The organism is Rhodococcus sp. NPDC004095 (genome assembly GCF_053604015.1).
This window is the reverse complement of the sequence record NZ_JBSGGS010000013.1, coordinates 68,680-90,194: the sequence shown is the minus strand read 5'-3', so window position 1 is coordinate 90,194 and position 21,515 is coordinate 68,680. Positions and strand designations below refer to the sequence as shown.

22 protein-coding genes are annotated in these 21,515 nt (G+C 69.8%); 16 read left to right on the top strand and 6 right to left on the bottom strand.

Translation table 11 applies throughout. From position 1 onward, the window contains the following. Window positions 1-56: 56 nt before the first annotated feature. Complete coding sequence (locus tag ACWEPG_RS22930) at window positions 57-419, bottom strand: cupredoxin domain-containing protein (RefSeq protein WP_450113416.1); 363 nt, start codon at window positions 417-419, stop codon at window positions 57-59. Between the two features lie 56 nt (window positions 420-475). Beyond that, window positions 476-862 (bottom strand): cupredoxin domain-containing protein, encoded by a 387-nt coding sequence (locus ACWEPG_RS22925; protein ID WP_450113417.1) that lies wholly within the window; start codon window positions 860-862, stop codon window positions 476-478. A gap of 64 nt (window positions 863-926) precedes the next feature. Here ACWEPG_RS22925 and ACWEPG_RS22920 point away from each other — a divergent pair, with 64 nt between their 5' ends. Genes ACWEPG_RS22920 through ACWEPG_RS22885 form a run of 8 tightly spaced genes read left to right on the top strand, consistent with a single transcriptional unit; the run spans window position 927 to window position 8,014 of the window. Then, window positions 927-2,366, top strand: coding sequence for an NAD(P)H-hydrate dehydratase (locus tag ACWEPG_RS22920; RefSeq protein WP_452595421.1), 1,440 nt, complete (start codon window positions 927-929; stop codon window positions 2,364-2,366). Window positions 2,367-2,425: 59 nt separating this feature from the next. After that, the gene (gene alr, locus ACWEPG_RS22915; RefSeq protein WP_452595420.1) at window positions 2,426-3,631 is read left to right on the top strand and encodes an alanine racemase; all 1,206 of its coding nucleotides are present in this window, start codon (window positions 2,426-2,428) and stop codon (window positions 3,629-3,631) included. Then, window positions 3,631-4,704, top strand: coding sequence for an alpha/beta fold hydrolase (locus ACWEPG_RS22910; RefSeq protein WP_450113420.1), 1,074 nt, complete (start codon window positions 3,631-3,633; stop codon window positions 4,702-4,704). Before alr ends, ACWEPG_RS22910 begins: the two co-directional genes overlap by 1 nt. Next, window positions 4,697-5,176 carry a tRNA (adenosine(37)-N6)-threonylcarbamoyltransferase complex ATPase subunit type 1 TsaE gene (gene tsaE / locus ACWEPG_RS22905; RefSeq protein ID WP_450113421.1) on the top strand — a complete coding sequence of 160 codons (480 nt, stop codon included), beginning with the start codon at window positions 4,697-4,699 and terminating at the stop codon, window positions 5,174-5,176. Before ACWEPG_RS22910 ends, tsaE begins: the two co-directional genes overlap by 8 nt. A 49-nt stretch (window positions 5,177-5,225) precedes the next feature. Next, the gene (gene tsaB / locus ACWEPG_RS22900) at window positions 5,226-5,876 is read left to right on the top strand and encodes a tRNA (adenosine(37)-N6)-threonylcarbamoyltransferase complex dimerization subunit type 1 TsaB (protein WP_452595419.1); all 651 of its coding nucleotides are present in this window, start codon (window positions 5,226-5,228) and stop codon (window positions 5,874-5,876) included. Continuing rightward, window positions 5,873-6,361: a ribosomal protein S18-alanine N-acetyltransferase gene (gene rimI, locus ACWEPG_RS22895; protein WP_450113423.1), complete on the top strand. Its 489-nt coding sequence runs from the start codon at window positions 5,873-5,875 to the stop codon at window positions 6,359-6,361. Before tsaB ends, rimI begins: the two co-directional genes overlap by 4 nt. Then, on the top strand, window positions 6,358-7,410 hold the full coding sequence (gene tsaD, locus ACWEPG_RS22890; RefSeq protein ID WP_450113424.1) for a tRNA (adenosine(37)-N6)-threonylcarbamoyltransferase complex transferase subunit TsaD: 1,053 nt from the start codon (window positions 6,358-6,360) through the stop codon (window positions 7,408-7,410). Before rimI ends, tsaD begins: the two co-directional genes overlap by 4 nt. Beyond that, entirely contained in the window at window positions 7,400-8,014 is a 615-nt protein-coding gene (locus tag ACWEPG_RS22885) for a potassium channel family protein (protein WP_452595418.1), read from the top strand. The genes tsaD and ACWEPG_RS22885 overlap by 11 nt, the downstream gene beginning before the upstream one ends. Here the strand turns inward: ACWEPG_RS22885 and ACWEPG_RS22880 are convergent. Both ACWEPG_RS22880 and ACWEPG_RS22875 read right to left on the bottom strand, forming a co-directional pair. Further along, window positions 8,011-8,457 carry an RrF2 family transcriptional regulator gene (locus ACWEPG_RS22880; RefSeq protein ID WP_450113426.1) on the bottom strand — a complete coding sequence of 149 codons (447 nt, stop codon included), beginning with the start codon at window positions 8,455-8,457 and terminating at the stop codon, window positions 8,011-8,013. The genes ACWEPG_RS22885 and ACWEPG_RS22880 overlap by 4 nt on opposite strands. Before the next feature lie 71 nt (window positions 8,458-8,528). Continuing rightward, window positions 8,529-10,247, bottom strand: coding sequence for a TIGR03767 family metallophosphoesterase (locus ACWEPG_RS22875; RefSeq protein WP_452595417.1), 1,719 nt, complete (start codon window positions 10,245-10,247; stop codon window positions 8,529-8,531). Window positions 10,248-10,489: 242 nt separating this feature from the next. On the opposite strand from ACWEPG_RS22875, the gene groES reads away from it, so the two are divergent. Both groES and groL read left to right on the top strand, forming a co-directional pair. After that, complete coding sequence (gene groES, locus ACWEPG_RS22870; RefSeq protein ID WP_007535256.1) at window positions 10,490-10,792, top strand: co-chaperone GroES; 303 nt, start codon at window positions 10,490-10,492, stop codon at window positions 10,790-10,792. Window positions 10,793-10,900: 108 nt separating this feature from the next. After that, window positions 10,901-12,517: a chaperonin GroEL gene (groL, locus tag ACWEPG_RS22865; RefSeq protein ID WP_452595416.1), complete on the top strand. Its 1,617-nt coding sequence runs from the start codon at window positions 10,901-10,903 to the stop codon at window positions 12,515-12,517. A 72-nt stretch (window positions 12,518-12,589) separates the two neighbouring features. Here groL and ACWEPG_RS22860 read toward each other — a convergent pair whose 3' ends face one another. Next, on the bottom strand, window positions 12,590-12,883 hold the full coding sequence (locus ACWEPG_RS22860; protein ID WP_450113429.1) for a WhiB family transcriptional regulator: 294 nt from the start codon (window positions 12,881-12,883) through the stop codon (window positions 12,590-12,592). Between the two features lie 550 nt (window positions 12,884-13,433). Here ACWEPG_RS22860 and ACWEPG_RS22855 point away from each other — a divergent pair. The 3 genes from ACWEPG_RS22855 to ACWEPG_RS22845 all read left to right on the top strand — a co-directional run bounded on the left by ACWEPG_RS22855 (window position 13,434) and on the right by ACWEPG_RS22845 (window position 15,954). Continuing rightward, window positions 13,434-14,252, top strand: a complete 819-nt coding sequence (locus ACWEPG_RS22855) for a hypothetical protein (protein WP_450113430.1) — start codon at window positions 13,434-13,436, stop codon at window positions 14,250-14,252. 90 nt (window positions 14,253-14,342) lie between these two features. Next, window positions 14,343-14,921 (top strand): sigma-70 family RNA polymerase sigma factor, encoded by a 579-nt coding sequence (locus tag ACWEPG_RS22850; protein ID WP_450113431.1) that lies wholly within the window; start codon window positions 14,343-14,345, stop codon window positions 14,919-14,921. Further along, window positions 14,914-15,954: an anti-sigma-D factor RsdA gene (locus ACWEPG_RS22845; RefSeq protein WP_450113432.1), complete on the top strand. Its 1,041-nt coding sequence runs from the start codon at window positions 14,914-14,916 to the stop codon at window positions 15,952-15,954. Before ACWEPG_RS22850 ends, ACWEPG_RS22845 begins: the two co-directional genes overlap by 8 nt. Window positions 15,955-16,081: 127 nt before the next feature. On the opposite strand, the gene ACWEPG_RS22840 is transcribed toward ACWEPG_RS22845, so the two are convergent. Continuing rightward, window positions 16,082-16,486, bottom strand: a complete 405-nt coding sequence (locus ACWEPG_RS22840) for a DUF5319 domain-containing protein (RefSeq protein WP_450113433.1) — start codon at window positions 16,484-16,486, stop codon at window positions 16,082-16,084. A 254-nt stretch (window positions 16,487-16,740) separates the two neighbouring features. Between ACWEPG_RS22840 and guaB the strand changes: the two genes are divergently transcribed. From guaB to ACWEPG_RS22825, 3 genes are all read left to right on the top strand, one after another. Next, window positions 16,741-18,264: an IMP dehydrogenase gene (gene guaB / locus ACWEPG_RS22835; protein WP_450113434.1), complete on the top strand. Its 1,524-nt coding sequence runs from the start codon at window positions 16,741-16,743 to the stop codon at window positions 18,262-18,264. A gap of 53 nt (window positions 18,265-18,317) precedes the next feature. Beyond that, on the top strand, window positions 18,318-19,454 hold the full coding sequence (locus tag ACWEPG_RS22830) for a GuaB3 family IMP dehydrogenase-related protein (RefSeq protein ID WP_450132490.1): 1,137 nt from the start codon (window positions 18,318-18,320) through the stop codon (window positions 19,452-19,454). A 177-nt stretch (window positions 19,455-19,631) separates the two neighbouring features. Further along, on the top strand, window positions 19,632-21,377 hold the full coding sequence (locus ACWEPG_RS22825; protein WP_450113436.1) for an FAD-dependent oxidoreductase: 1,746 nt from the start codon (window positions 19,632-19,634) through the stop codon (window positions 21,375-21,377). Window positions 21,378-21,515 lie beyond the last annotated feature (138 nt).

Genomic DNA, 21,515 nt, shown 5'->3' with positions numbered 1-21,515 from the left:
CCAGAGGGGGCCCCGCCCGCCCGAGGGCGAAGAGCACACACGGGCGCGTCGGCGCCCTAGCCGACGACGATCGTGCCGCCCATGCTGGTGTGCACGTTGCACCGGTACGGGTAGGTGCCGGGCTGGCTGAACGTGTGGGTGTAATAGCCGCCGGTCATGGTGCCGCTGTCGAAGTAGTCGTGCGTGGTGCCCCGCTGGGTGGCGGTGACACTGTGCGCGCTGCTGGCGTCGCTGAAATCCCACGTCACGGTGTCGCCCACGTGGATCCGGAGAGTCGACGGCCGGTAGGCCATCTGGGTGACCTGAACGGTGTACTCGGTCCCGGTTTGCGCCGAGGCCTCGAGCACGGTGACCGGTGTGGCGAAGGAGATCAGGGCGGCTGCCGCGGCACACGACATGGCGACCCGAATCGTGTTCATGTTATGAGGGTAGTCCCGGATCCAATCGGGCGAAACCGGCAATTCGACCGAGTGGTCTAGTCGGTGACGACGACGGTTCCGGTCATGTTCGGGTGCAGTGTGCACTCGTAGGCGTAGGTGCCCGGCGTGTCGAACTGCTTGGTGTAGGTGCCGCTGGCCAGGATCGGGCTCTTGAGTTCCGTGGCGGCGGCGCCGGTGCCGGTGACGTTGTGCGGGATCGCGTTGTCGTCGAACTGCCATGTGACCGACTGTCCGACCCTGATGGTGACCGTGGCCGGGGTGAACGCCATCCCCGCGACCCGCACCACCGTGGTGTCGGCGGGCAACGTCGCCTCCGCGGACGGCGTCGGCACCGTCGACGGAGTGTCGGTGGAGTCGCCGCAGCCGGCCAGCGTCCCGAGGAGCAGCAGTGCGGTGGCGGTCGAGGTCGCGAGTGCACGCATGGACCGAGCGTAGACCTCTCGATACGGTCGTCTCGTCGTATCGATCGATCGGGAGGAATGTCCGGTGCGCCGGTTCCACACGACCTCGCAAGTCCGTGCCGCCGAGGCGCCACTGCTGGCGGCACTGCCGGAGGGCACGTTGATGCGCCGGGCCGCACACGGCCTGGCCGTCGTGGCCGCAGCCGAATTGCGCTCGCGCACAGGTGGTGTCGCGGGAAGGTCGGTGACGTTGCTGGTCGGGTCCGGGGACAACGGCGGCGACGCGCTGTGGGCGGGCGCAATGCTCCGACGGCGCGGGGTGGCCGTGCGGGCGGTCCTCCTCGATCCCGCCCGCGCGCACGGTCCGGGACTCGCCGCGCTGCGTGCGGCCGGGGGCCGGGTGGACGAGGAGGTGGGGGATCCCGACCTGGTCCTCGACGGCATCGTCGGGATCTCGGGCCGAGGGCCGCTGCGACCGGCGGCGGCCGCGCTGGTGGCAGGCATCTCCGCGCCGATCGTCGCGGTCGACCTGCCGAGCGGCGTGGACCCCGACACGGGTGCCACCGCGGGGCCCGCCGTGACCGCCGCGGTGACCGTGGCCTTCGGTGCGCTGAAACCGGTGCACGTGCTCGCCGGCGCGCGGTGCGGGCGGGTCGAACTCGTCGACATCGGGCTGGACCTGCCGCCCGCGGCGATCGCCGCGCTCACCCCGGACGAGGTGGGGGTGCGGTGGCCGCTGCCCGGTGCGGTGGACGACAAGTACAGCCAGGGCGTCGTGGGTGTGGTCGCTGGGAGCGACCGCTATCCGGGCGCCGCGGTGCTGTGCTGCGGCGGCGCGGTCGCCGCCACGTCCGGCATGGTCCGGTACGTGGGAACTGCCGCCCCGCAGGTTCTTTCGCGCTGGCCGGAGGTCGTGGCCGCCGAGACGTTCGCGGACGCCGGCCGGGTGCAGGCATGGGTGGTCGGGCCGGGGATCGGTACCGGGGACGCCGCCCGCGAACTTCTGCGCGCCGCGCTGGCGTCGGATCTGCCGGTCCTCGTTGACGCCGACGGGCTGACCGTGCTCGCCGCCGAGCCGGCGCTGGTCGCCGGGCGCACCGCACCCACCCTGCTGACGCCGCACGCCGGTGAGTTCGCCCGACTGGCCGGCATCGATCCGGCCGACGACCGGGTCGGCCACGTCCGGGCCCTGGCGGCCCGGTGGGGGGTGACCGTACTGCTGAAGGGACGCTCGACGGTGATCGCCGACCCCGAGGGCCAGGTCCTGGTCAACGAGGCGGGCGGTTCCGCGGCCGCGACCGCCGGTTCCGGGGACGTCCTCTCTGGGGTGATCGGGGCGCTGATGTCGACGGGGCTGGATGCCTCGACCGCCGCCGCGATGGGCGCGCGGGCCCACTCCCTGGCCGCGGCCCTGGCTGCGGGCGAAGGATCGGAGGTGCTCGCACCGATCTCGGCCGGGGCCCTGTCGGAGCAGGTCAGGTCCGCGATCCGCATCCTTCGCGCGCAGCGTGTGGTCAATCCGTGACCTCGACAGTGAGCGAGGTCATTGGGCATAACGGCAGGTGGTGGCAGGATTGACGCATCATGACCATCACCGCGCACAGTGACCGTACGGAGTCCGTCCCACCGAAGGAATCCGGTTTGTCCGAAACGTCACCGCAAGCGGAGGCGCTGATCGACCTCGACGCGATCGCCCACAACGTTCGGATCCTGCGCGAGCACGCCGGTGACGCCGCGTTGATGGCGGTGGTCAAGGCCGACGCCTACAACCACGGAGCCGTCCCGGTGGCGCGGACCGCGCTCGCTGCCGGTGCCTCCGAACTCGGCGTCACCACCGTCGGCGAGGCACTCACCCTGCGTGCGGCAGGAATCACGGCGCCCGTGCTGTCGTGGCTGCACACCGCCGACACCGATTTCCGTGCCGCCATCGCCGCCGACGTCGAACTCGCCGTCTCCTCACCCCGGCACTTGGACGCGGTGGTCGCCGCCGCTCGCACGGTCGGAACCACGGCGGGCGTGACGCTGAAGGTCGACACCGGGTTGAACCGCAACGGTGTGTCCGCGACGGAACTCGACGAGCTGCTCGACGGACTGGCCCGCGCGCAGTCCGAGGGCGCCGTGCGGCTCGGGGGCGTGTTCTCCCACCTCGCGCACGCCGACCAGCCGCACCACCCCGTCATCGACGCGCAGGCGCAGGTGCTGCGCGACGCCGTGGACCGGGCCGCCCGGCTCGGGATGCGGGTCGATCGCGTGCACCTGTCCAACTCGGCGGCCGCGCTGACCCGACCGGATCTGCGGTTCGACATGGTTCGCCCCGGCATCGCTCTGTACGGGCTGTCCCCGGTGCCGGAACTCGGCGGGTTCGGACTGCGGCCCGCGATGGAGCTGCGCGCCCGGGTCGCACTGGTCAAGAAGGTCGCGGCCGGTGCCGGGGTGTCGTACGGGCACACCTGGATCGCCCCGCACGACACCACTGTGGCCCTGCTGCCCGTCGGGTACGCCGACGGTGTGCCGCGCGCGCTCGGTGGCCGGTTCGAGGTGCAGATCGGGTCGCGCCGCTACCCGCAGATCGGTCGGGTGTGCATGGACCAGGTCGTCGTCGATCTCGGGACCGACCCCGGCCCGGTCGCGGAGGGCGACACCGCGGTCCTGTTCGGTACCGGCGAGAGCGGCGAACCCGTCGCACAGGACTGGGCCGACGCCCTCGACACCATCCACTACGAGGTGGTCACCGGGGTGCGCGGACGCGTCGTGCGCAGCTACACCGGTGACGAGCAGGTTTGGCGGTGATGCCGTTCGGACGCCGCGGTGCGATCGGCGGGGCCGGAGTCGCGACCGCGGTCGGGGCGCTGGCCGGCGTGCGGGCCGTGCACCACAGAACCGAGCCGAGCCGACGCAGGCGGGACCGGCACGCGGACGAGGACTTCGGCCTGCTCGAGAGCGACCGTGGCAGCATGGTCGTCGCCGACGACGGCGTGACCCTGGCGACCCGCGAGGTCGGGCCTGCCGACGCGCCGCTGACGGTGGTGTTCGTGCACGGCTACTGCCTGCGGATGGATTCGTGGCACTTCCAGCGACGGCAGCTGCGCCGACGCTGGGGGAATGCGGTACGTATGGTGTTCTACGACCAGCGCGGGCACGGACGCTCCGGCACCCCGAGCCCCGAGTCCTGTTCGGTCGGGCAGTTGGGTCGTGACCTGCACGCCGTCCTCCGGACCGTCGCGCCGAACGGTCCGGTTGTCCTGGTCGGGCATTCGATGGGCGGGATGACGATCCTGTCGCTGGCACGCCAGGTTCCGGAACTGTTCGGCACCCACGTGATCGGCGTGGGACTGCTCTCGACCGCCGCCGCCGGACTGAACCAGACCGGGTTGAGCCGCAACCTGCAGAACCCGGTGATCGACGCGTTCCGGCTCGCGGTGCGCACCGCACCGGGTGTCGTCCAGCTGGGCCGCGGCGCGGCCCGCGCGATCATCTCGCCGATCCTGCGGGCGGCCTCCTTCGGCACCGAGGTGAGCCCGTCGCTGCAGCGATTCTCCGAGAGCATGCTCAACGAGACGTCCGTGACGACAATCGTCAACTTCCTCAAATCGCTGGAACTGCACGACGAATCGGCCGCGTTGCCGGTACTCGGGGACCTGCCCGCGCTGGTCCTGTGCGGAGATGCGGACATGGTCATTCCGTTCGTGCAGTCGCAGGCGCTGGCCGACGCACTGCCGAACTCCGAACTGGTGCGGGTGGTTTCGGCCGGGCACCTGGTGCAGCTGGAGTTCCCGATCCGGGTCACCGACTCGATCGACCGCTTGGTGACGCGGGCCGTCGCCGACCAGGACCTCGAATGGAAGGAAAGCGTCGGTGGCTGAATCCGGGCACACCCTCATCCACCTCCCGACGGTGGAGGACACCGAGGCGTTCGGCCGGCGGCTGGCGGTCGAACTCGGCGCCGGCGACCTGGTGGTGCTCGACGGGCCGCTCGGGGCCGGGAAGACGGCGCTGGCGCGGGGAATCGCCGCTGGGCTCGGGGTGCAGGGCCGGGTCAGTTCCCCGACGTTCATCATCGCCCGTGAGCACCGGCCCGGCGTGCGCCCCGGTGGTGGAGACCCGGTCGCGATGGTGCACGTCGACGCCTACCGGCTCGGCCTGGGGGCGCAGCGCTCCGCCACCTTCGACGAACTCGACGCCCTCGACCTGGACACCGATCTGGCGGGTGCGGTCGTCGTGGTCGAGTGGGGCGAGGGGATCGTCGAGCATCTCGCGGACCGGCACCTGCTGGTGCGGCTGCGCCGCGAACCGGAGTCCGATGTCCGCACGGCGCAGTGGGGTTGGGTCTCGTGAACACCGCCGCCGTCATTACCGCACTGACGTGCGAGTACCCTCGATAGCCGTGCTCGTTCTCGCTGTCGATACCGCCACCCCGGCCGTGACCGCGGGGGTGGTCCGCCTCGACGGCGCTTCCCCGCGCACCCTGGCCCACCGCATCACCGTCAATGCCCGCGCCCACGCGGAGGTGCTGACCCCGCACATCCTCGAGTGCCTGACCGAGTCCGGTCACGTCCCGGCCGACCTCGACGCCGTCGTCGTCGGTGTCGGGCCCGGCCCGTTCACCGGCCTGCGAGTCGGCATGGCGACCGCCGCCGCCTTCGGCGATGCGCTGGGCATCCCGGTGCACGGGGTGTGCAGCCTCGATGCCGTCGCGGCCGATGCGACCGCCGCGGACCGGCGAGATCTCCTGGTGGTCACCGACGCCCGGCGTCGTGAGGTGTACTGGGCGCGCTACTCCGGGGGCCGGCGAGTCGAAGGCCCCGCGGTGAACAAGCCCGCCGACGTCGAGCCGCAGCCGTCGGTGGTGGTGGCGGGGTCGGCCGTGCACGCGGACCTGTTCGACCTGCCGGTGGTGGACGTGCAGACGCCCTCGCCCGCCGGACTGGTCGCCGTGGCGGCACCCGCGATTCTCGCCGGTGTGAACCCGGAACCGCTTGTGCCGCTGTATCTTCGGCGCCCCGATGCGGTCGAGATGGCGGATCGCAAGAAATGAGCTACGCGCTCACCGAGATGCGACCTGCCGACGCGGAGCGCTGCGCCGAACTCGAAACCCTGCTCTTCGCCGGGGACGGTCCGTGGAGTGCTGCCGCGTTCCGGTCCGAGCTCGCGCACCCGCACAACCACTACTTCGTGGTGCGGGACGAGGCCGGCGCAGTCGTCGGCTACGCGGGAATCGCGTTGCTGGGCACCGTGACCGACGCGGAGTTCGAGGTCCACACGATCGGTGTGGATCCGGCGCACCGCCGCCGCGGGCTCGGCTCACTGCTCCTGGACGAACTCCTGCGTCTCGCCGACGGGTACGGCGGTCCGGTCTTCCTCGAGGTGCGCACCGACAACGACGCGGCGATCACCCTCTACCGGCGGGAAGGGTTCGAGATCGTGGGAACCCGCCGAAACTACTATCAGCCCAGCGGGGCCGACGCATACACGATGCGCCGGCCGGGGCGGTCGACACAGTCGGAGGAGCCGCAGTCGTGATCGTGATGGGTATCGAGAGCTCCTGTGACGAAACAGGAGTCGGCATCGTCCGCTGGCGCGAGGACGGCACCTGCGAGCTGCTCGCCGACGAGGTCGCGTCGAGTGTGGATCAGCACGCCCGCTACGGCGGCGTGGTCCCGGAAGTCGCCTCGCGGGCGCACCTCGAGGCGATCGTCCCGACGATGCGACGCGCACTGGCGCAGGCCGGGATCGCCAAGCCCGACGCGCTGGCCGTCACCATCGGCCCCGGGCTGGCCGGGGCCCTGCTCGTCGGCGCCGCCGCGGCGAAGGCGTACGCGGCCGCGTGGGACGTGCCGTTCTATGCGCTCAACCATCTGGGTGGGCACGTCGCCGTCGACACCCTCGAGCACGGGCCGATGCCGCCGTGCGTGGCGCTGCTGGTCTCCGGTGGTCACACCCACCTGCTGCACGTGCGTGACCTCGCCCGGCCGATCGAGGAACTGGGCACCACCGTTGACGACGCGGCAGGGGAGGCGTTCGACAAGGTCGCCCGTCTGCTCGGTCTCGGCTTCCCGGGCGGGCCCGCCCTCGATGCCGCCGCGCAGGACGGAGATCCCAAGGCGATCGCGTTCCCCCGCGGCATGACAGGTCCGCGCGACGCCCGGCACGACTTCTCGTTCTCCGGACTCAAGACGGCGGTGGCCCGCTACGTCGAGTCCAAGGAACGGGCCGGCGAGCCGGTCCCGATCCCGGACGTGGCGGCGTCGTTCCAGGAGGCCGTCGCCGACGTGCTGACCATGAAAGCGGTGCGAGCGGCCACGGACGTCGGGGTCGACACCCTCGTTCTCGGCGGCGGCGCGACCGCCAACTCGCGGATCCGATCCCTGGCGCAGGAACGGTGCGCCGCGGCCGGTTTGACGCTTCGTATCCCGAAACCACGGCTGTGCACGGACAATGGCGTGATGATCGCCGCATTGGGTGCCCACGTCATCGCCGGGGGAGCGACCCCCTCGCCGCTGACCGTCGCCACCGACCCGGGCCTGTCCGTCACCGTCAGCCAGTCGTCGGACCGGGGCGATGTCCACTGACGGGGACCGAGAGGTCCCTGCCGGGGGCCGCGACGTCCCGGCACCGGACGGGCTTGCGTCCCTGCCCAAGGCGACGCGGCGCACGCTGATCCGGCGCGCGGTCCTGCGGCCGGTGATCAGCGCGGTGCTGTTGGTCGTCGTGTACTTCCTGGTGCCACTGAACGACCTGTCGACCATGTCGGCGCTGGGCGGCCTGCTGCTGTGCCTCCTAGTGGTTCTCGGGGTGTTCGTCTGGCAGATCCGGCGAATCGTCACCGCGCGGTATCCGGGTCTGCAGTCGCTCGAGGCGCTCGCCATCTCGGTGCCGACCTACCTGCTCGTCTACGCGACGGCCTATCACCTGATGTCGCAGTCGGCGGTCGACAGCTTCAACGAAGCGCTGTCGAGGATCGACGCGCTGTACTTCACCCTCGTCTGCTTCTCCACCGTCGGCTTCGGGGACATCGTCGCGGAGACCGAGACCGCGCGGGCCGTGGTGTCGGTGCAGATCGTCGGGAACCTGGTGCTGCTCGCGGCCGGGGTGCGGGTGATCACCGCCGCGGTGCGGGCCGGCCGGCGGCGCCGCGGCGACGGAGACGACCGGAGCGGACCAGTGGCCGGCTAGATCTCGGCCGGTCGCGTGGACAGGGTGAGCAGGACCCGGGCGTCGGGCTCGCGAACGAGGTCGTCGATCGTGATGGTGTCCAGTGCGTCGTAGAACGCGTCCTGCGCCCGGCGCAGGGCGTTGCGCAGCTTGCAACCGTGCCGCAGCGGGCACGGGGTGGTGCCGTCGCAGGTGACGACCTCGTCGTCACCCTCGAGTTGACGGGTCAGCCAGCCGACGGAGGTTCCGCGGGCGCGTTCGGTGATGGAGAGCCCGCCGCCCCGACCGCGGCGGGCTTCGACCATGCCGAGTTCCTTGAGCCGCAACACAACCTTGGTGGTGTGGGTGTAGGGAATCGACATCTCGTCCGCCACCTGACTCGTAGTCAGTCCACCGCCGCCGGGGGCGACGGCCAGGCGCATCATCACGCGCAGCCCGAGATCCGTGAACTTGGTCAGCTGCACGTCAGGGACGCTACGTCACTTGCATTTCACGTGCAACATACGGTGGAAGCATACTGGCCATCCGGTATTCGTCACGCGCGAGGTGAGGGCAGGAGCAGCTCCGTGTTGTGGTCGCCCGCGCTGCCGAGCGCGGCGGCATCCGCGTGGATGTCGTTGAACGAGAGCTCCCGGTACAGCGACGCCAGGCCGGCGGGGGAGAAGTCGCCGTGGCGAGCCTCGTACGGGCTGTCGGCCTCGATCAGCGTGGTCAGCAGCGATATCGTGCCGTCCGCGTTGTCGGCCACCTCGATGATCCGCGCGTGCTGCGGGAAGTCGATGTGCGAGGCGGTGTTGATCTCCCAGAATCCCTGCACCGGTGTCGCACCCGGCCGCGCGGTGATGCGGTTCTCGTGCGTGTGGCCGTTGACCCAGGCGAGCACGTTCGGGAATCGGTGCAGCAGATCCACCAGTTCGGCGCCGCTGTGCCTGCGCTCACCCGGGTTCTCCGGATCGGGCAGCAGATTTCCCATCGAATCGCTGGTGTGGTGGCTGAACACCAGGAACCAGGTGTCGTCGCGGGACTGTGTGACCGGACGGCCGTCGGCGTCGTGGTAGCGGCTGCTGCCGTCCTGCAGGGTTCGTTCGATCCACCGGAACTGGGCTTCGCCCAGCGAGCCGTCGGTGAAGCCCGCCCGGTTGGTCGAGTCCAGGCTGATGCCGACCACGCCGGGGGCGATCTCGAACGAGTAGTAGCCGATACCGGTCTCGCCGGCGTCCGGGGCGAAGCCGTGTCCGACCGGGCCGGGTCCGGTGTTCGCCGGGTCGAGGTGGGCGGCGATGTACTCCCGCGGGGTGAACGGGGCGCGGGACGGATCCGGGGTGACGTGCCGTGGCGGGGTCGTGATCGCGGCCAGTGCTGCCGGTACCCCGGCGGGGTCGAACTTCGTGGCGATGTCGATGGCGCGGGCCTGCTCCGGTGAATCGGGGACCTCGAACTTGAGGGAGCCGGTGTACATCGCGTCGAGGGGGCCGATGCCGCTCGGCAGGGTGCCCTGCACCGAGTCGTCGTGGTTGCCGAACACGCTGTACCAGGGCGTCTTCAGGCCCGGACTGGTGACCGGGGCGAGTGCCGCGCCGAGCAGTCCGGGGATCTGCGGGAAGCCGGCCTGCTTGTACATGTCGCGGAGGGGGGACTCCGGGTTCCAGTACAGCTCCGCACCCGAATTCTGCACGCCCTCGTAGCGGTCCTTCGCGCCGGTGTTGGGAACGAAGGTGCCGCCGTTGAGAGCGGTGAGGAACCAGCCGAGCTCGGCGTGTTCCTTGTTGTCGGTGTTGTCGCCGGTGCTCACCACCGCGTCGAAGCCGCGGCGGGTGTGCGGACCCTTGCCCAGCGCGTTGACCCGCGAGACCAGCGAGACCAGGCCCTGGGTCGTCAGCGTCTCCTGCGGCCGGAACGCCGACCCGTTGAACGGGTGCACGTATTCGAACCGCAGCGGGGACTGGGCATCGACGATGTGGACATCGGTCAGCTGCACCAGCGAGGCCAGCGCGGTGCGGCGGTCCTCCCGGCCGGACCTCGGCTCGGCGAGCTCGCCGCGGACGATCATCGGCCAACCCGGGCCCGCGGTCAGCGAGCGGTAGCCGGTCGTGCCGAGGGGAGTGGCGACCGTCTCGAGGGTGGTGCCGGGCAGGGTGTCGGCGGCGGCGTACCAGGTGCCCCAGGGGGCTCGTCCGAACGCTCCCACCCCCAGCGCGCCCGCTGCGCCCAGTCCGGCCAATCCGAGAAATCCACGTCTGTTCAGGTTTGCCACGGTGCCGACTGTAGGACACCGGTCGTTCACCTCCTCCGATTTCGCCCGCGGCGAATCGGGTGACGCGAGCAGTCCGATGTCTTGAGCGCTGGCACTCGCATGTATAGAGTGCTAGGTGGCATCGACCTGGTTCCGGCACCCGCGACGACGGGACCAGGTGGGGCGCCGTATTCGTGCAGTACAACCGACTTGCCCGGGGAGCAGCCCTGGGCGCCGAAAACCCCGAAAGTGGAGGGCTCATCGTGGCGAGCGTGAACATCAAGCCGCTCGAGGACAAGATCCTCGTCCAGGCCAACGAGGCCGAAACGACCACGGCTTCTGGCCTGGTCATCCCCGACACGGCGAAGGAAAAGCCCCAGGAGGGCACCGTTGTCGCCGTCGGCCCCGGCCGCTGGGACGAAGACGGCGAGAAGCGCATCCCGCTCGACGTCCAGGAGGGCGACACCGTCATCTACAGCAAGTACGGCGGAACCGAGATCAAGTACGCCGGCCAGGAGTACCTGATCCTGTCGGCACGCGACGTGCTGGCTGTCATCTCCAAGTAAGCCACGTGCCTCCGCCCCGGCGTCCCGTCCACGGACCCGGGGCGGACCGCGTTACGGAACAGTTTCCACCGGTACGGCTCGCCGACCTTCCCAGGAGTAACAGCACTTATGTCCAAGCAGATCGAATTCAACGAGACCGCGCGGCGCGCGCTCGAGCGCGGCGTCGACCAGCTCGCGGACGCGGTCAAGGTGACCCTCGGCCCCCGCGGTCGGCACGTCGTGCTGGCCAAGGCGTTCGGCGGTCCGACCGTCACCAACGACGGTGTGTCCATCGCCCGCGAGATCGAGCTCGAGGATCCCTTCGAGAACCTCGGCGCGCAGCTGGTCAAGTCCGTCGCGACGAAGACCAACGACGTCGCCGGTGACGGCACCACCACCGCCACCGTGCTCGCGCAAGCCCTCGTCAAGGCCGGCCTCAAGAACGTCGCCGCCGGTGCGAACCCGATCTCCCTCGGCGCCGGCATCGCCAAGGCCGCCGACGCCGTTTCCGAGGCTCTGCTCGCCGCGGCCACCCCGGTCGAGGGCAAGGAGGCCATCGCGCAGGTCGCCACCGTCTCCTCCCGCGACGAGGAGATCGGCGGACTGGTCGGCGAGGCCATGACCCGCGTCGGCACCGACGGTGTCGTCACGGTCGAGGAGTCCTCCACCCTGCAGACCGAGCTCGTGGTCACCGAGGGAGTCCAGTTCGACAAGGGCTTCCTGTCGCCGTACTTCATCACCGACATCGACGCGCAGCAGGCCGTGCTCGAGGACGCGCTGGTGCTGCTCTACCGCGACAAGATCAGCTCCCTGCCGGACTTCCTGCCGCTGCTCGAGAAGATCGCCGAGTCCGGCAAGCCGGTCCTGATCATCGCCGAGGACATCGAGGGCGAGGCCCTCTCCACCCTCGTGGTGAACTCGATCCGCAAGACCATCAAGGCCGTCGCCGTCAAGGCGCCGTACTTCGGTGACCGCCGCAAGGCGTTCCTCGACGACCTCGCGGTCGTCACCGCGGGCACCGTCATCAACACCGATGTCGGCCTGTCGCTGAAGGAGGCGGGCCTCGACCTGCTCGGCTCGGCGCGTCGTGTCGTCGTCACCAAGGACGAGACCACCATCGTCGAGGGCGCAGGCACCCAGGCCGAGATCGACACCCGGGTCGGGCAGCTCCGCCGCGAGATCGAGAACACCGACTCCGACTGGGACCGCGAGAAGCTCGAGGAGCGCCTCGCGAAGCTCGCCGGCGGCGTCGCGGTCATCAAGGTCGGCGCGGCCACCGAGACCGACCTCAAGGAGCGCAAGTTCCGCGTCGAGGACGCCGTCAACGCCGCCAAGGCCGCGGTCGAGGAGGGCATCGTCCCCGGCGGTGGTTCCGCGATCGTGCAGGCCGGTCAGGTCCTCGTGGACCTCGCGGCGTCGCTCTCCGGCGACGAGGCCACCGGTGTCGAGGTCGTCCGCACCGCGATCGAGGCACCGCTGTTCTGGATCGCCACCAACGCCGGCCTCGACGGGGCCGTCGTGGTCAGCAAGGTGGCGGAGGCGCCCAAGGGCCACGGCTTCAACGCCGCGACCCTGACCTACGGTGACCTGCTCGCCGACGGTGTCGTCGATCCGGTCAAGGTGACCCGGTCCGCGGTCGTCAACGCGGCGTCCGTCGCGCGGATGGTGCTCACCACCGAGTCGGCCGTCGTCGAGAAGCCGGCCGAGGTCGAGGACGCCGGCCACGGCCACGGGCACAGCCACTAGGTCTCACCTGACGCGAAGAGCCCCGGACGGGAGTGCCCGTCCGGGGCTCTTTCGTGTGTCGGTGGCGCCGGATCAGGAGGCGATCCGCTGCCGGTAGCGCCGGGTGTGTGCCTCGCGCTCGGCCTCGGACATCCCGCCCCAGATGCCGTAGGGCTCGCACACACTCAGTGCGTGGTTCCGGCACTGGGCGAGCACCGGGCACTGTCGGCACATCTCCTTCGCCCGCATTTCGCGCTGTGCTCGGGCGCGACCACGCTCGCCGTCGGGGTGGAAGAACATCGCGGAGTCGACGCCGCGGCAGAGTCCGTGCATCTGCCAGTCCCAGATGTCGGCATTCGGGCCGGGGAGGTGATTTGGTTGTGGCATTCCATCTCCTGACGTCGGCGGCTCGGGCACACAGCGCTCGTTTCGCGTTTCCTGCACCGCGGTGAAGGTCGTTCACTCGCGCACACGATCAATTTCAACGGTAACGTTATAGTCGGCCCGGAAATCGAGTCAACAGTTTCAATACGTGGTGATTTACATACCCCTTGCGGCGAGAATTAACGATCCGTTCATCGACATCGACACAATTTCGTGATTGTTTGTCCGGGTGTCGAGCGAATGTCCTGGTCAGTGTCCATCGACGTCATCGGGACGGGCTGTATGCGCTATTTGCGCCGGTCGCGGCGGGTCTGGGCGGGATCGTGCAGGTGATGGCGTTCCGGTGGATCGCCCGTGCAGGGGACCGGTGCGAGAGCGGTCGTTATCGGCAAAGCCTGCAGGCGAAAGAGTTCAATACTTTTGCAAGTCGAAATCTTAATGTGATCGAAACTCTCGACAAACTCGTCGGTAACGTTTCGTGACGGGCCCGGTCCGGACCCCAACCGCGGGCTGCGGCTCACCGGCCCGTCGGGCGCGCCCTACGCTTGCGCCCGTGCCAGCGACGACAGCCGAGTCCCTCACCGACCACGCGTTCGGTCCGGCGCCGGGCCACCCTGCGCTTCCCGAGGCGCGCTCGGCGCACGACCGCTGGTTGCGGGCCGTGGCACTGGGCGGGCAGGGACGCTACGCGGGTGCCCGCGCCGAACTCGCGGCGCTGCGGCGCGAACGTCCGGGTGCCGTGCTCGCGTCCCTGGCCGCGAGCACCGAGGCGTCCCTGCTGCGTCAGCTCGGGTGGCATCGGATCGCGTCCGGATCCGACGGCCGGGCTCTCGTCCTGGCGGGCGACGATCGCTCCGCGGCGGCCATCGAGGCCCGCTGTGATGCGCTGACGGGCCTGGCCGCCGATGCGCTCGGCTGCGGCCGGTTGGCGCTCGGGTTCCGGTTGCTCGATCGGTGCGAAGAGCTGATCGACGGTGCCGGGCTCCCGGGCGGGGAGTCGCGGCTGTGGCGGCAGCGGATCCGGCTGCACTGGGTGACGGCCGAGATGTCCCTCGCGGCGGGGGATTCCGCGCGTGGTCGCCGGCACGCCGGAACGGCGGTGGAACTGGCCGCCGACTCGCCGTCGGTGCGGCACCAGGTCAAGTCCGAACTCCTGCTCGCCGCCGCGATCAGCGCCGGGGCCGACCCGGCCGCGGCAGCGGACCCCGCGCGCCGGGTGCTGGCGCGCTGCGAGGAACACGGGCTGGTCCCGCTGCAGTGGGCGGCCTCGATGCTGCTCGGGGGAGTGGCCCCAGGCCCGGAGGCCGACGAGATCCGGCGGCGCTGCGAATCACGAATCGTCAGCGCAGGCGGGCGATTCAGGGAATCGTGAGGGTCGGTCGCTATCCTTCAAACGTCCCACCGATCGGTGGGGCCGTCCGGTCACACGGGCGCCACTGTAACGCCAGGACAAAGACTGTCGATGAGTAGTACGAGCGAGGAGTTGGACTCAGCAGTCGCTGCCGCAGCGCAGGGCGATCGAGTTGCCTTGGCTCGGGTTCTGGAAGTTGTCCGACCCATGGTCGTGCGGTACTGCCGATCACGGGTCGGAGCCGCGGAACGGGGGCACCTGTCCGCGGACGACGTGGCGCAGGAGGTGTGCCTGGCTGTGATGACCGCTCTGCCGCGGTATCGGGATCAGGGTCGCCCGTTCATGGCGTTCGTGTACGGGATCGCCGCACACAAGGTGGCGGACGCGCACCGAAACGCCGGCCGCAACCGCGCAGAGTCGATGGCCGAGGTGCCGGACGTCGTCTCCTCGGACGAGGGTCCGGAGAAGCTCGCCCTGGACTCCGAAACAAGCAGGCAGGTCAATGCGCTGCTCGGCACGCTGTCCGAGAAGCACCGAGAGATCGTCATCCTCCGACTGGTAGTGGGTCTGTCCGCGGAGGAGACGGCAGCGGCCGTCGGAAGTACGGCCGGAGCAGTACGGGTCGCCCAGCACCGGGCGCTCGCGAAGTTGAAGACCGAAGTAGCGAAAGCAGGTGAGATGTATGGCTAGGGGGAGCAAGCGCGGTCACGACAAGTGGTCGCGGCGTCATGATGCGTCCGATGCCGATCTCACCCTGCCCCAGGGCGATCCGTTGGCCGATGAGGTGCGCGGCGACGAGCCCTTCGACCTGGCCGCCGTGCAGCGCGACGACGCCCTGCTCGACGCGCTCGCCGGTGGCGGCGAGGTCGCGACCAGCACCGAGGAGGAGTACCGCCTCGCGTCGCTCCTCGCCGGCTGGCGGGCCGAGATCGTCGGCCCCGATCTGCCTGCAGGCCCGACTCTCGACGAGGCCGCCGCCGCGGTCGACCGCGAACTGGGTCGTCGGCGGTCCCCACAGCGCGGCGGACTGCGCCTGCTGCGCCCGGTCGCGGGCGCAGCGGCTGCAATCGCCGTCGTGATGGCCGGTGCGACCGTGTTCTCCTACAACGCTCAGCCCGGCGACCCGCTGTGGCGGGTCAAGGAAGTCGTGTTCACCGAGCGGGCCAACTCGACGGTCGCGAGCATCGACACCGCGAACACCCTCGAAGAGGCGGAACGGATGATCAAGTCCGGCGACGCCCAGGGTGCGATGACGGTGCTGCAGTCCGCGAGCAAGCGGGTCGGTGACGTCAACGACTCCGCGAAGCGCGACGAGCTCAACGCCTGGCACGACCGCCTGATGACCGACGTGACCAATGCCACGACCCCGGCTCCGACCACGACGACAACCGGTGGCCAGAGCGGCCAGATCCCGACGACCGTGCTGCCGGCGCCGCCTCCGACGACGCTGCCGGGCAGCGAGACGACGAGTCAGCCGTCGGTTCCGCCGGAGATCCTGATCGCGCCGATCGTGCCGCCGACGCAGGTGCCGGTGACCACTCCGCCGCCGGTGGAGGTGACGACGCCGAATCCACCTGTCACGACCGTCCCGTCGCCGACACCGGAGATTCCGACCCCGGTCGAGACCGGCTCGGCGACGACCACACGGCTCTTCCCGACGTCGAAGCCGCTGACCGAGACGCGTCAGCTCCTGGTCCCGGACACCTCGCCCAGCGGCGGGTAGTGGCCGCGCCGGCGCAAGCCCCGGACGGCGCCGAGCCCGAACAATCACTGTGCTCGAACAAACACCGTGCTGGAAAAACGAAACGGTCCGACAAGTGCAACTTGTCGGACCGTTGTCGTTGGTCGGGTCAGGCGTCGAAGCTGTCGCCGTGCAGAGCCTCGTTCATGGACGCGTCCGCGTAGCCGCGGCAGTAGTCCCAGGTCACGTACGCCTCGGGAACCGGGTCGTAAGCCGGCTCGTGAGGGCGGACCGTGCCGTCGACGAGCAGCTGGAGCAGGTTCGCGCGCAGCATGTCCCAGTCGTGGTAGTGGTCCTGCTGGCAGTCGTCACAGCAGACGACGAGACCGCGGATCCCGCGGTGCGCGAGCAGCGCCTCGTAGACGGCGAGATCGGCGAGGTCCTCTTCCACGGCGAGCCGCTCGTGGGGGTCGAGGGGCTGTCCCGGCTCGATCGCATCCAATGCGGCGGAGGGGTCGGAGGGGTCACCGGCGAACGGATCCGGCGGCAGACCGGGGGGCAGTTGATCACGCACAGGTCCACGGTACGCAGCGCGAGGCCGTCTGCGCCACCCGTCACAGTCACCAGGTTCGCTCGCCCATACGCGCAGCCGATACCATGGTGAGCGGTCTGAGGGAATACATCGCCGGGGATCGAGCATTGTTTCAGTCCTAGCAATTGCGACGCATCGGTACTCGCCAGGGCGCGCGTAGTGGGTTTTCCACCCGGCGCGACTGCGCCCGAACGGTCCAGCGCAACCGACGTTCGAAGGAAAGGTTCGAAAGCCGCATGACAAATTCCGGAGGGCACGTGCGCACCGGCGGAGATCGCCCCGACAAGGTGGCGATGCTCGGGCTCACCTTCGACGACGTGCTGCTGCTGCCGGCGGCATCGGACGTCATCCCGAGCCAGGTGGACACCTCCAGCCAGTTGACCCGCGAGATCCGGCTGAACGTGCCGCTGGTCAGTTCGGCGATGGACACCGTGACCGAGGCGCGGATGGCGATCGCCATGGCCCGCGCCGGCGGTATGGGCGTGTTGCACCGCAACCTGTCGACCGAGGCGCAGGCGGCACAGGTGGAGACGGTGAAGCGTTCCGAGGCAGGCATGGTCACCGACCCGGTCACCTGCAAGCCCACCGACACCCTCGCCGACGTCGACGCCATGTGCGCACGCTTCCGGATCTCCGGCCTGCCGGTCACCGACGAGCAGGGCCAGCTGGTCGGCATCATCACCAACCGGGACATGCGGTTCGAGGTGGACCAGAACCGGCCCGTGTCCGAGGTGATGACCAAGGCGCCGCTGATCACCGCGCAGGAGGGCGTCACCGCGGAGGCCGCGCTCGGCCTGCTGCGCCGCCACAAGATCGAGAAGCTCCCGATCGTCGACGGTCAGGGCAAGCTCACCGGCCTCATCACGGTCAAGGACTTCGTCAAGACCGAGCAGCACCCCAACGCCACCAAGGACCGCGACGGCCGGTTGCTGGTCGGTGCGGCCGTCGGTGTCGGTGACGACGCGTGGGCCCGTGCGATGGCACTGACCGATGCCGGGGTCGACGTGCTGGTCGTCGACAGCGCACACGGCCACTCCAACGGTGTTCTCGGCATGATCGCCAAGATCAAGGCCGAGGTCGGCGATCGGGTACAGATCATCGGCGGCAACGTCGCCACCCGGGGCGGCGCGCAGGCTCTCGTCGAGGCCGGCGTAGACGCCGTCAAGGTCGGTGTCGGACCCGGCTCGATCTGCACCACCCGTGTCATCGCCGGCGTCGGCGCCCCGCAGATCACCGCGATCCTCGAGGCCGTCGCGGCCTGCAAGCCTCTCGGCGTGCCGGTCATCGCGGACGGTGGTCTGCAGTTCTCCGGGGACATCGCCAAGGCCCTCGCGGCAGGCGCCTCCACGGCGATGCTCGGCTCCCTGCTCGCCGGTACCGCCGAGTCGCCCGGAGAGATGGTTCTCGTCGGCGGCAAGCAGTTCAAGAGCTACCGAGGCATGGGTTCCCTCGGCGCGATGCAGAGTCGCGGACAGGGCAAGTCCTACTCGAAGGACCGCTACTTCCAGGACGACGTGCTGTCCGAGGACAAGCTGGTGCCGGAGGGCATCGAGGGCCGCGTTCCGTTCCGCGGGCCGCTCGGCTCGGTCATCCACCAGCTCACCGGTGGCCTGCGGGCCGCGATGGGCTACACCGGCTCGGCGTCCATCGAACACCTGCAGGAAGCGCAGTTCGTGCAGATCACCGCGGCCGGGCTCAAGGAGAGCCACCCGCACGACATCACGATGACGGTCGAGGCCCCGAACTATGCAGCCCGGTAGGACTGCCGCCCGCTAGCCACACACCCAACTACACATCGAAGAAAGGGGCGCGCGTGCGCGACCTCGTTGAGATCGGTATGGGCCGAACCGCCCGTCGCACCTACGAGTTGGACGACATCGACATCGTCCCCTCCCGCCGGACCCGGTCGTCGAAGGAGGTGTCGACGACCTGGCAGCTCGACGCCTACCGGTTCGACATCCCGGTGCTCGCGCATCCGACGGACGCGTTGGTCTCGCCGTCGTTCGCGATCGAGCTCGGCAAGCGTGGCGGACTCGGCGTGATCAACGGTGAGGGTCTGTGGGGCCGGCACGCCGATGTCGACGCCAAGATCGCCGAGCTGGTGCATCTGGCCGAGTCGGACGCCGACCCGGATGCGCCGATCAAGAAGCTGCAGGAGCTGCACGCGGCGCCGATTCAGTCGAACCTGCTGGCCGCCGCGGTCGCGCAGGTGCGGGAGTCCGGCGTGACCACGGCGGTTCGGGTGAGCCCGCAGAACGCCCGCGCGCTGACCCCGGAGCTGATCAAGGCGGGCATCGACCTGCTGGTCATCCACGGCACGATCATCTCCGCCGAGCACGTCGCCAACGGGGCCGAGCCGCTGAACCTGAAGACGTTCATCTCGGAGCTGGACGTCCCGGTCGTCGCTGGCGGCGTGAGCGATCACCGCACCGCGCTGCACCTGATGCGCACCGGTGCCGCGGGCGTCATCGTCGGCTACGGCTCCACCGAGGGTGCCACCACCACCGGTGAGGTCCTCGGCATCGGGGTGCCGATGGCCACCGCGATCGCCGACGCGGCGGCGGCTCGCCGCGACTACCTCGACGAGACCGGCGGACGCTACGTGCACGTCATCGCCGACGGCGACATCGCCACCTCCGGCGATCTGGCGAAGGCGATCGCCTGCGGCGCCGACGCCGCGGTGCTCGGTGCGCCGCTGGCGGCGTCCGCGGAGGCGCCGGGCGGTGGCTGGTACTGGCCGTCCGCGGCCGCGCATCCGTCGATGCCGCGCGGTGCGCTGCTGCCCGTGGCCTTCGGTGACCGGCCGAGCCTCGACCAGGTGCTGACCGGCCCGTCCGACGACCCGTACGGTTCGCTGAACCTGGTCGGTGGCCTGCGTCGCTCGATGGCGAAGTCCGGCTACTCCGACCTCAAGGAGTTCCAGAAGGTGGGCCTCACCGTCCGCGCCTGACTCCATCACGACAACGCCCGATCCGGTTCTCCGGGTCGGGCGTTGTCGTGTCCGGGCCGGTCCGCCGCGGGTTTGTGCTACCTGCCGTTACGCTTAGGTCACCCTTGTGTGATCGGTCACAGATCTCGGGTGCATACTGGCGAGTAACCAACCCAGATCCACGGTGGAGGTCTCTTGATGGGAAAGCGTGCGACGGATTTCGACGTCCTGATCGTCGGCTCCGGCTTCGGCGGCAGCGTCACGGCGCTGCGACTGGTCGAGAAGGGGTACAAGGTCGGAATCCTGGAGGCCGGCCGACGGTATGCGGATTCCGATTTCGCCAAGACCAGCTGGGACCTCAGGCGCTTCCTGTGGGCACCGGCCCTCGGCTGCTACGGCATCCAGCGGGTGCACCTGCTGCGCGACGTGATGATCCTGGCCGGGGCCGGTGTCGGCGGTGGCTCGCTCAACTACGCCAACACCCTGTACAAGCCGCCGTCGTCGTTCTTCCAGGATCCGCAGTGGCGGGGCATCACCGACTGGGACGCCGAACTGACCCCGCACTACGAGCAGGCCCGCAAGATGCTCGGCGTCGTGCAGAACCCGCACATGACACCCGCCGACGAGGTGATCAAGTCCGTCGCCGGCGACATGGGCGTCGGGGACACCTTCATCCAGACCCCGGTCGGGGTGTTCTTCGGCGAGCCCGGCAAGACCGTCGCCGACCCGTTCTTCGGCGGTGCCGGGCCGGACCGGACCGGCTGCATCGAGTGCGGCGAGTGCATGACCGGCTGCCGGCACGGAGCCAAGAACACCCTCGTCAAGAACTACCTCGGGCTCGCGGAGAAGGCCGGCGCGACGGTGATCCCGATGACCACGGTCACCGGACTGTTCGAGGCGTCGGACGGTACCTGGGACGTGCAGACCCGCCGCACCGGCGCGAAGGTGCGCAAGGGGCACCGGACCTACACCGCAGCCAATGTCGTCCTCGCCGCCGGCACCTGGGGCACCCAGCATCTGCTGCACGAGATGAAGGACCGCGGCGCGCTGCCGAAGCTCTCGCCCACCCTCGGTGAGCTGACCCGAACGAATTCCGAGGCGCTGCTCGGTGCCGCGAAACTGAAGGTCGACCCGAACATGGATCTGACCAAGGGCGTCGCGATCACCTCGTCGTTCCATCCCGCGCCCGACACCCACATCGAGCCGGTCCGCTACGGCAAGGGCTCCAACGCGATGGGTCTACTGCAGACCCTGATGACCGACGGCGGCGGCAGCACGCCGCGATTCGTCAAACTGCTCAAGACGATTGCCGCCAACCCGGGGCAGATGCTGAGGATGCTCAGCGTCAAGAACTGGAGCGAGCGGACCATCATCGCGCTCGTCATGCAGAATCTCGACAACTCGATCACCACCTACACCAAGCCGGGCCTGTTCGGTCGCCGCAAGGTCACCAGCAAGCAGGGGCACGGCGAGCCGAACCCCACCTGGATTCCCGTGGGCAACGACGCGACCCGGCGGATCGCGGAGAAGATCGGCGGCGTGGCGGGTGGCACCTGGGGTGAGGTGTTCAACATCCCGCTGACCGCGCATTTCCTCGGCGGCTGCGCGATCGGCGAGGACGCCGCGCACGGCGTCATCGACCCCTACCATCGCGTGTACGGCTATCCGACGCTCAGTGTCGTGGACGGGGCTGCGGTGTCGGCGAACCTCGGCGTGAACCCGTCGTTGACGATCAGCGCCCAGGCCGAGCGGGCGGCGTCGCTGTGGCCGAACAAGGGGGAGCAGGACACGCGGCCCGCACAGGGGGCGGCGTACCGGCGGCTCGCGCCGGTGGCGCCGAACGCTCCGGTGGTGCCTGCGGGTGCGCCCGCGGCGCTGGTGCTGCCGATCGTGGAGATCCGCTCCGGAAAGCCCGCGCCGTCGAACAGCAGTGGCGTGGCCTGACGCTGCTGCGTGGAGTGGCCCCCGGCCGGTGAGGTCGGGGGCCTTCTCCGTATCTCCGGGAGAAAATCAAGCAATCATGCTTGCTTGTTTCAGTGTCCGGTTCTACAGTCGCGAGTGATCGATGTCACTCCTGCCTGT